This is a genomic window from Kocuria himachalensis (assembly GCF_054784195.1).
Genome location: NZ_BAAGPL010000001.1, coordinates 184779 through 193750, shown reverse-complemented (window position 1 = coordinate 193750; position 8972 = coordinate 184779). Strand labels below are relative to the sequence as shown.

General features: G+C 72.6%; 8 protein-coding genes. All 8 read left to right on the top strand.

Annotated features, from left to right (window positions below; genetic code table 11):
- The first annotated feature begins 80 nt into the window (after positions 1-80).
- Positions 81-812: a purine nucleoside phosphorylase YfiH/LACC1 family protein gene (locus ACYVM4_RS00905; protein ID WP_368821189.1), complete on the top strand. Its 732-nt coding sequence runs from the start codon at positions 81-83 to the stop codon at positions 810-812.
- Positions 809-1588, top strand: coding sequence for a YggS family pyridoxal phosphate-dependent enzyme (locus ACYVM4_RS00900; RefSeq protein ID WP_460667354.1), 780 nt, complete (start codon positions 809-811; stop codon positions 1586-1588). Before ACYVM4_RS00905 ends, ACYVM4_RS00900 begins: the two co-directional genes overlap by 4 nt.
- 128 nt (positions 1589-1716) lie before the next feature.
- Positions 1717-2238 (top strand): cell division protein SepF, encoded by a 522-nt coding sequence (locus tag ACYVM4_RS00895; RefSeq protein ID WP_368821191.1) that lies wholly within the window; start codon positions 1717-1719, stop codon positions 2236-2238.
- Between the two features lie 9 nt (positions 2239-2247).
- Positions 2248-2538 carry a YggT family protein gene (locus ACYVM4_RS00890; RefSeq protein WP_017833679.1) on the top strand — a complete coding sequence of 97 codons (291 nt, stop codon included), beginning with the start codon at positions 2248-2250 and terminating at the stop codon, positions 2536-2538.
- A gap of 228 nt (positions 2539-2766) precedes the next feature.
- Positions 2767-3495: a DivIVA domain-containing protein gene (locus ACYVM4_RS00885; protein WP_460667353.1), complete on the top strand. Its 729-nt coding sequence runs from the start codon at positions 2767-2769 to the stop codon at positions 3493-3495.
- Between the two features lie 215 nt (positions 3496-3710).
- Positions 3711-4301: a signal peptidase II gene (lspA, locus tag ACYVM4_RS00880; protein ID WP_460667352.1), complete on the top strand. Its 591-nt coding sequence runs from the start codon at positions 3711-3713 to the stop codon at positions 4299-4301.
- On the top strand, positions 4294-5244 hold the full coding sequence (locus tag ACYVM4_RS00875; RefSeq protein ID WP_368821194.1) for an RluA family pseudouridine synthase: 951 nt from the start codon (positions 4294-4296) through the stop codon (positions 5242-5244). Before lspA ends, ACYVM4_RS00875 begins: the two co-directional genes overlap by 8 nt.
- 124 nt (positions 5245-5368) lie before the next feature.
- On the top strand, positions 5369-8917 hold the full coding sequence (gene dnaE, locus ACYVM4_RS00870; RefSeq protein ID WP_368821195.1) for a DNA polymerase III subunit alpha: 3549 nt from the start codon (positions 5369-5371) through the stop codon (positions 8915-8917).
- The last annotated feature ends 55 nt before the right edge of the window (positions 8918-8972 follow it).

Below are 8972 nucleotides of genomic sequence, written 5' to 3'. Positions count from 1 at the left end.
CCCCCCCCGGGGGCTTTAACCCCCGCCGCCGGTCCGGCGGCAACAGGACGAGACACGACGAGGCACGACAGGAGGACCCGGTGTTCTGGTGGCAGGACGACGTCGGGCAGGGCGTCCGGGTGGCGTTCACGGACCGCGGCGCGGGCAACCTCGCGCTGCACACGGGTGACGACGCGGACGCGGTGCGGGGCCGCCGCGCCGCGCTCGAGCGGTCGATCGGCGTCCCCGGCGGCTCCCTGGTGTTCCTCGAACAGGTGCACGGCACGGACGTCGCCGACGCGGACCGCGCCGACCGGCCGGCCGTGCCGACCGCCGACGCCGCGGTCACCGCCACGGGCGTGCCGCTGGCCGTGATGGTCGCCGACTGCGTGCCCGTGGTCCTCGTCGGGGAGGGCCCGCGAGGCCCGCTCACGGGCGTGGCGCACGCCGGGCGCCGCGGCCTGCTCGACGGCGTGCTCGAGCGCACGGTCGAGCAGCTGCGGGCCCGGGGCGCGCGCGGGCTGTCCGCGTGGCTCGGTCCCTCGATCTGCGGGAGCTGCTACGAGGTGCCGGCCGCCATGCGCCGGGAGGCCGCGGAGCGGATCCCCGCGGTGGCCGCCACGACGTCCTGGGGCACCCCGGCCCTCGACCTGCGCGCCGGGGCCGCGGAGCGGCTGTCCGCCCTCGGGGTCGGCGTCGTCGAGCCGGCGGCGGCCGGCTCCTCCTGCACCCTCGAGAACGAGCAGCTGTCCTCCCACCGGCGGGACCCCGGCTCCGGCCGCATCGTCGGCCTCGTCTGGCGCGCCGGTCCCCGTGGGGAGGACGTCGCGTGAGCACCGACCGGACCGCCGCCCCCGGCGGGGACGATCCGCGGACCCTGGAGCTCTCCCGGTCCCTCGACCGGGTGCGCGCCCGGATCACGGCCGCGGTACGGGAGGGCGGGGCGGCCGAGGAGCCCGTGCTGGTCGCCGTGACGAAGTTCTTCCCGGCTGCTGACGTGGCCCGGCTGCACCGGCTCGGCGTCCGGGACGTCGGGGAGAACCGGGACCAGGAGGCCGCCGTCAAGGCGCGGGAGGTGTCCGGCCTCGTGGACGGACCCCTCACCTGGCACTTCGTGGGACAGCTCCAGTCCAACAAGGCGAAGTCGGTCGTGCGCTACGCGTCGTGGGTGCACTCCGTGGACCGGGCCTCCCTGGTCACGGCCCTCGGCAAGGCGGTGCAGCGGCACCGGGAGGCCGTGGCGGCCGGGGACGCGGCCCCCGGGCCGTGCGCCGGCCAGGACCTGACGTGCCTCGTCCAGGTGTCCCTCGACGCCGAGGAGCGCCGCGGCGGCGCCCGCCCCGAGGACGTCGTGGAGCTCGCCGAGCAGATCGCCCGCACCGAGGGACTGCGGGCCGGGGGCCTCATGGCCGTCGCCCCGCTGGGGGCGCCCCCGGGGCCCGCCTTCGACCGCCTCCAGGAGCTCTCGCAGCAGCTGCGACGGTCCCTCCCGGAGGCCACGGCCGTGTCCGCGGGCATGAGCCAGGACCTCGAGGAGGCGGTCGCCAGGGGGGCCACGCACGTGCGCGTCGGCTCCGATATCCTCGGCCCCCGGGCGCCCGTAGGATAGCTTGGAGGACGGCCCCGCGGGGCCAGGGCCGTACCGCGTTCCGGGCAGCACGACGGGCGCAGGGCGGTCCGAGGATCCCGGAACTCCCCCCACCGCCGATATCCGCACAGACAGTCAAGGAGAGCACCATGGCCGGAGCGTTGCGCCGCACCATGATCTATCTCGGCCTCGCCGAGACGGACGAGGACTACGACGAGCCGACGCCGTCCCGCCAGGAGCACCAGCCCGCCGTCGCGGTCCGCGAGGAGCCGCGCGAGGCCCGCGCCCACGAGTCCACCGCGGTGGCCGTGCCCCGCCGGTCGGCCGAGTACCGGGCGCCGGTCACCTCCATCAAACGCGCCCCCTCCAGCTCTCGAGAGGACAGCTCGACCTTGCGCACGATCACCACGGTCCACCCCCGCTCCTACAACGACGCGAAGTCCATCGGCGAGGCCTTCCGCGAGGGCACGCCCGTCATCATGAACGTCAGCGACATGGGCGACGCCGAGGCCAAGCGCCTGGTGGACTTCTCCGCCGGCCTGGTCTTCGCCCTGCACGGCTCCATCGAACGGGTCACCGGCAAGGTCTTCCTGCTCACCCCGTCCTACGTGGAGGTCGTCGGGCACCCCGCCGGCGGCGAGGACGAGACCGACGACCACCAGGAGGACTGAGGCGGACCGATGGACCTGTTGCTCTCCGTGCTGTACCTGGCACTGCACCTCGTGTACGTCGCGCTGCTCGCGCGCCTCGTGCTCGACTGGGTGCAGATGTTCGCCCGCAACTGGCGGCCCCGCGGGGCCGCCCTCGTCGGGGCCTCGGCCGTGTACACCGTCACCGACCCGCCGATGCGGTGGCTGCGGCGGATCGTGCCGCCCCTGCGCTTCGGCGGGGTGTCGCTGGACCTCGGGTTCCTCATCCTCATCTTCGCCGTCAGCATCGTCCAGGGCATCATCGGCTCGATGCTGGTCTGACCCGATGCTGGTCCGACCCGATGCCGGTCTCATCCGATGCCGGTCTGGCCTGACGCCGGTCCGGAGCCTGGGCGACCCGGTGCCGGTCCGGCCCGGCCCGCCGAGGACCGGCCTGTACGCTGTAACCGCACGACCACCGGGCACCGGCCACCGCGCCGCCCCGGCCCCGGTCGGACGGATCCCCCGCCGCGGGCCGCGCCCGCGCTCCGCCCACGAAGGAATGCACTCATGGCTCTGACGCCCGAAGACGTCATCAACAAGCGGTTCCAGCCCACCAAGTTCCGGGAGGGCTACGACCAGGACGAGGTCGACGACTTCCTCGACGAGATCGTCGTGGAGCTGCGCCGCCTGAACCAGGAGAACACGGACCTCAAGCAGCAGCTCGAGGCCGCCGGGCAGCCCGTTGCCCCCAAGGAATCCGCGCCGTCGCCCGTGTCCGAGCCCGGCCTGCCGGTCGCGGAGGACACCGTCGGCGCCGAGTCCCCCGCGCCGGTCACCACCGGTGCGCAGCGGGACGCGGTGGAGCAGACGGCGCCCGCCGCGGCGGAGCTGCCGGAGACGGCTGCCGCCGAGACCGCCCCCGGAGGGACCCCGCCCGCCTCCGGCGCGGCGCAGTCCGCGGCCGGCGTCCTGGCCATGGCACAGAGGCTGCACGACGAGTACGTCGCCGAGGGCACGGCCGAGCGGGACCGGATCATCGGCGAGGCCCGCGACCGGGCCGAGGAGCTCGTGACGGACGCCCAGCGCACGCGCGAGGAGACCCTCACCGCCCTCCAGGAGGAGCAGGCCGAGCTGCAGGCCCGCGTCGCGGGGCTGCGCTCCTTCGAGCAGGACTACCGCACCAACCTCAAGGCGTACATCCAGGACCAGTTGCAGGACCTGGACACCACCCCGTCCCTCGAGCCCGCGCCGACCGCGGACGGCGCCACCGGCGCGGTCCGGATCGAGCAAGCCTAGCCACCGGGCCACGACGCGCGACCCGCGGAGGGACCGGCCACGTGCCGGTCCCTCCGTCGTCGCCCGGCCGGGTGCTCCGGCCGGGCGCGCTCCTGGAGGGGTCGCTCCCGGGCAGGAGACTCCCGGGGGACGTGGCACCATGGGACGGGACCGGAGTCCCCGCCGCCCTGCCCCGCGGGGCGGCCCGTCAGACCGATCCGCCACCCGAGGAGAGCATGAGCGAGTCCCCCGAAGTCCCCGCCGGCGCACCCGACCGCGGGGTGCCGCGGGGCGTCCTGCTCCTCGCCGCGTCCGGCGCGCTGCTGGTGTACGCCGCGGACCAGCTCACCAAGTGGTGGGTCGTCGCGAGCATGGAGCTCGGCCGGCGGACGCCGGTGGTCGAGGGACTGCTGTCGTGGCAGTTCATCCGCAACCCCGGCGCCGCGTTCTCCCTGGGAGAGGACATCACCTGGGTCTTCACCGTGGTCATGGTGGTCGTGTCCGTCCTCATCGTGCTCACCCTCCGCCGCGTCCGCTCGGCCGCGTGGGCCCTGGCCCTGGGTCTCGTCCTCGGCGGCGCCCTCGGCAACCTGACCGACCGGCTCCTGCGGGAACCGGGCTTCGGGGTGGGGCACGTGGTCGACTTCATCGCCGTGCCCCGCTTCGCGATCTTCAACATCGCCGACTGCGGGGTGGTCGTGGGAGTGTCCCTCGTGGTGCTCCTGACCCTGCTCGGCCGGGAGCTCGACGGCACCCGCACGGGCTCGGGCGGCCCGGGCGGGGAGCGGCTCGAGGCCTCCCCGGAGGAGGAGGGCACCCGTGGCTGAGTCCGAGGAGCACGTGCAGGAACGCTTCACCGTGCCGCCCGAGCTGGAGGGCCACCGCGCGGACGCCGCCGTGGCGGCCCTCACGGGGCTCTCCCGCTCCGCGGCCGCCGTGCTCTGCGCGGAGGGTCGGGTGCTGCACCGCGACCGGCCGGTCGCCAAGTCCTTCCGGGTCGAGGCCTCGCAGACGCTCACCGTGCACGTGCCCGTCCCCGAGGACCCGGCGCGGATCGTGCCGCAGCTGGTCGAGGACTTCCGCGTGGTCCACCTGGACGACGACATCGTGGTGATCGACAAGCCCCCGGGCGTCGCCGCGCACCCCTCGCCCGGGTGGAAGGGACCGACCGTGGTCGGGGCGCTGGCGGGCGCGGGCGTCACCGTGAGCACCTCCGGCGCCCCCGAACGGGCCGGCGTGGTGCACCGGCTCGACGTCGGCACGTCCGGGCTGATGGTCGTGGCCCGCACGGAGCGCGCGTACACCGCGCTCAAGCGCGCCTTCAAGGAACGGACGGTGACGAAGGTCTACCACAGCGTGGTGCAGGGCCTGCCGGACCCCCTGCGCGGGACGATCGACGCGCCGATCGGGCGCCACCCCGGCTACGACTGGCGCTTCGCCGTGGTCGAGGGCGGCCGCCCGTCGATCACCCACTACGAGGTCCTGGAGGCCTTCGGCCGGGCGGCGCTCGTCGAGGTGCACCTGGAGACCGGCCGCACCCACCAGATCCGCGTGCACTTCTCCGCGCTGCGCCACCCCTGCTGCGGGGACCTCACCTACGGCGCGGACCCCGCGCTGTCGGCCGGCCTCGGGCTCACCCGGCAGTGGCTGCACGCCAAGCGGCTGGGCTTCGAGCACCCCGGGACGGGGGAGCCCGTCGAGTACGAGAGCCCGTACCCGCCGGACCTCTCCTTCGCCCTCGAGACGCTGCGCGACGGCGGGCCCGCCTGACCCTGCGGACCGGACCGGCGCCGGTCCGCCTGACCCTGCGGTGCGGTCTCCTCCGGGGGAGCCGCCCGCGGCGGGCCGGTCGCGACGGGGCCGAGCGGTCGGTGCGGGCCACTACACTGGTCGGGTGACGACGGCGACCGGCAAGAACAGCTTCACCCACCTGCACGTGCACACCGAGTACTCCATGCTCGACGGTGCGGCACGCCTCGACGACCTCTTCGAGGCCTGCCACGAACTGGGGATGTCCTCCCTCGCGACGACCGACCACGGCTTCGTCTTCGGGGCCTTCGACTTCTGGAACAAGGCCCGCAACGCGGGGATCAAGCCCATCATCGGCGTGGAGGCCTACCTGACGCCGGGCACCGCCCGCTCCGACCGCACCCGCGTGAAGTTCGCCGACGGCGGCCGCGACGACGTCTCGGGCGGCGGCGCCTACACCCACATGACCCTGCTGGCCGAGACCACCCAGGGCATGCAGAACCTGTTCCGGGCCTCGTCCCTGGCCTCCCTCGAGGGCCAGCTCTACAAGCCGCGCATGGACCGTGAGTTGCTGAACACCTACGGCAAGGGCCTGATCGCGACCACGGGCTGTCCCTCCGGCGAGGTCCAGACCCGGCTGCGGCTGGGCCAGTACCAGGAGGCCCGGCAGGCCGCGGCGGAGTTCCGCGACATCTTCGGCGCCGAGAACTACTACTGCGAGCTCATGGACCACGGCCTGGGGATCGAGAAGCGGGTCACCGGCGACCTGCTCAAGCTCGCCAAGGACCTGCAGCTGCCGCTCGTGGCCACCAACGACCTGCACTACACGCACGCCGAGGACGCGAAGTCCCACGCGGCGCTGCTGTGCGTGCAGTCCGGCTCGTCGCTGGCGGACCCGAAGCGGTTCAAGTTCGACGCCGACGAGTTCTACCTGAAGTCCCCCGCGGAGATGCGGGAGCTCTTCCGCGACTTCCCCGAGGCCTGCGACAACACCCTCGAGATCGCCGAGCGGTGCAACGTCGAGTTCGACACCTCCGCGAACTACATGCCCCGCTTCCCGACCCCCGAGGGCCACGACGAGGAGTCCTGGTTCGTCGAGGAGGTCCAGCGGGGCCTGCACCACCGCTTCCCCGGCGGGATCCCCGAGGACGTGCAGCGCCAGGCGGACTACGAGAAGGGCATCATCCTGCAGATGGGCTTCCCCGGGTACTTCCTGGTGGTGGCCGACTTCATCAACTGGGCCAAGAACAACGGGATCCGGGTGGGCCCCGGCCGCGGCTCCGGTGCCGGCTCCATGGTCGCCTACGCCATGCGCATCACCGAGCTGAACCCGCTCGAGCACGGGCTGATCTTCGAGCGCTTCCTCAACCCGGACCGCGTGTCCATGCCCGACTTCGACGTCGACTTCGACGACCGCCGCCGCTCCGAGGTGATCCACTACGTCACCGAGAAGTACGGCGACGAGCGCGTGGCCATGATCGTCACCTACGGGACCATCAAGGCCAAGCAGGCCCTCAAGGACTCCTCGCGCGTGCTCGGCTACCCCTTCTCGATGGGGGAGAAGCTCACCAAGGCCATGCCGCCGGACGTCATGGGCAAGGGCATCTCGCTGAAGGACGTCTACGACGAGAGCGCCAAGCGGTACGGGGAGGCCGACGAGCTGCGCGAGATCCTCGCCCAGGACCCGGAGGCGAAGAAGATCTTCGACACCGCCGAGGGCCTGGAGGGGCTCAAGCGCCAGTGGGGCGTGCACGCGGCCGGCGTCATCATGTCCTCGGACCCGCTGATCGACATCATCCCGATCATGCGCCGCGAGCAGGACGGCCAGATCATCACCCAGTTCGACTACCCCACGTCCGAGGGTCTCGGGCTGATCAAGATGGACTTCCTGGGGCTGCGCAACCTCACGATCATCTCCGACGCCATCGAGAACATCACCCTGAACCAGGACGGGTTCGTGCTCGACCTGGAGAACCTCCTGCTCGACGACGCCGAGTCCTACGAGCTGCTGGCCCGCGGCGACACCCTGGGGGTGTTCCAGCTCGACGGCGGGCCCATGCGCCAGCTGCTCAAGCTCATGCGCCCCGACAACTTCGAGGACATCTCCGCGGTCATCGCGCTCTACCGCCCCGGCCCCATGGGCGCGAACTCGCACACCAACTACGCGCTGCGCAAGACCGGCCAGCAGGAGATCACCCCGATCCACCCCGAGCTCGAGGAGCCGCTCGCGGAGATCCTCAACACGACCTACGGCCTGATCGTCTACCAGGAGCAGGTCATGGCGATCGCCCAGAAGGTCGCGGGCTTCTCGCTCGGCCAGGCCGACATCCTCCGCCGCGCCATGGGCAAGAAGAAGAAGTCGGAGCTGGACAAGCAGTACGAGGGCTTCCACGGCGGCATGGTGGAGCGCGGCTACTCCGAGGCCGCCATCAAGGCCCTGTGGGACATCCTGCTACCCTTCTCGGACTACGCGTTCAACAAGGCCCACTCCGCGGCCTACGGCCTCGTGTCCTACTGGACGGCGTACCTCAAAGCGCACTACCCGGCCGAGTACATGGCCGCGCTGCTCACCTCGGTGGGCGACGACAAGGACAAGCTCGCCCTGTACCTCACGGAGTGCCGTCGGATGGGCATCACCGTGCTGCCCCCGGACGTCAACGAGTCCGCGCTGAACTTCACCCCGGTGGGCACCGACATCCGCTTCGGGATGGGCGCGGTGCGCAACGTGGGCGCGAACGTGGTCAGCGCGATGGTCGAGGCCCGAGAGGAGCACGGCGCCTTCACCTCCTTCAACGACTTCCTCGCGAAGGTCCCCGCCGTGGTCTGCAACAAGCGCACCATCGAGTCCCTGGTCAAGGCGGGCGCCTTCGACCGGCTGGGCCACACCCGGCGCGGGCTCGTGCTCTGCCACGAGGAGGCCGTGGACGCCACGGTGGCCGTCAAGCGCCAGGAGGCGGCCGGACAGTTCGACCTCTTCGGGGGCATGGGCCTGGACGACGAGGACCCCACGACCTCGCTGACCGTCGCGGTCCCGGACGTGCCCGAGTGGGAGCGCAAGGACCTGCTGGCCTTCGAGCGCGAGATGCTCGGCCTGTACGTCTCCGACCACCCGCTGCGCGGCCTCGACGAGGCGCTCGGCCAGTACGCCGACACCTCGATCCAGCCGCTGCTCGGCGAGGACGGCAGGCCCGACGGCGCCGTGGTGACCGTGGCGGGCATGATCACGTCCCTGTCCCGGCGGATCGCCAAGACCTCGGGCAACGCCTACGCCCGGGTGGAGCTCGAGGACCGGACGGGCTCGATCGAGATCATGTTCTTCGGCAAGGCCTACGCCCCCATCGCAGGGGTGCTCGCGGAGGACCTCATCTGCGTGATCAAGGGGCGGCTGCAGCGCCGGGACGACGGGTCGGTGACGATCTCCGCGCAGGAGCTCACCGTGCCGGAGCTCTCGGCGGACGGGCACAGCGGTCCCGTGCTGATCGCCCTGCCCGAGTTCCGCGCCACGGAGGAGACGGTCAAGGAGATCGGCGCGGTGCTGCGCAACCACCGCGGGGACTCCGAGGTGCGCATCCACCTCGAGACGCGCCAGAAGGTGCAGGTCCTGCGCCTGGGTCCGGACCTGCGGGTGAACCCGTCACCGGCGCTGTTCGGGGACCTCAAGGTCCTGCTCGGCCCGACCTGCCTGGAGGTGTAGCCCACCGGGCGGCGGAGCGCAAGGCCCGGCACCCGGCCGGGCGTCGCGGTGGAAT

Coding starts and splice junctions, on each gene's coding strand:
- lspA (WP_460667352.1), top strand. CDS start 3,711: ATGAGCGAGTCCCCCGAAGTCCCCGCCGGCGCACCCGACCGCGGGGTG.
- ACYVM4_RS00895 (WP_368821191.1), top strand. CDS start 1,717: ATGGCCGGAGCGTTGCGCCGCACCATGATCTATCTCGGCCTCGCCGAG.
- ACYVM4_RS00890 (WP_017833679.1), top strand. CDS start 2,248: ATGGACCTGTTGCTCTCCGTGCTGTACCTGGCACTGCACCTCGTGTAC.
- ACYVM4_RS00885 (WP_460667353.1), top strand. CDS start 2,767: ATGGCTCTGACGCCCGAAGACGTCATCAACAAGCGGTTCCAGCCCACC.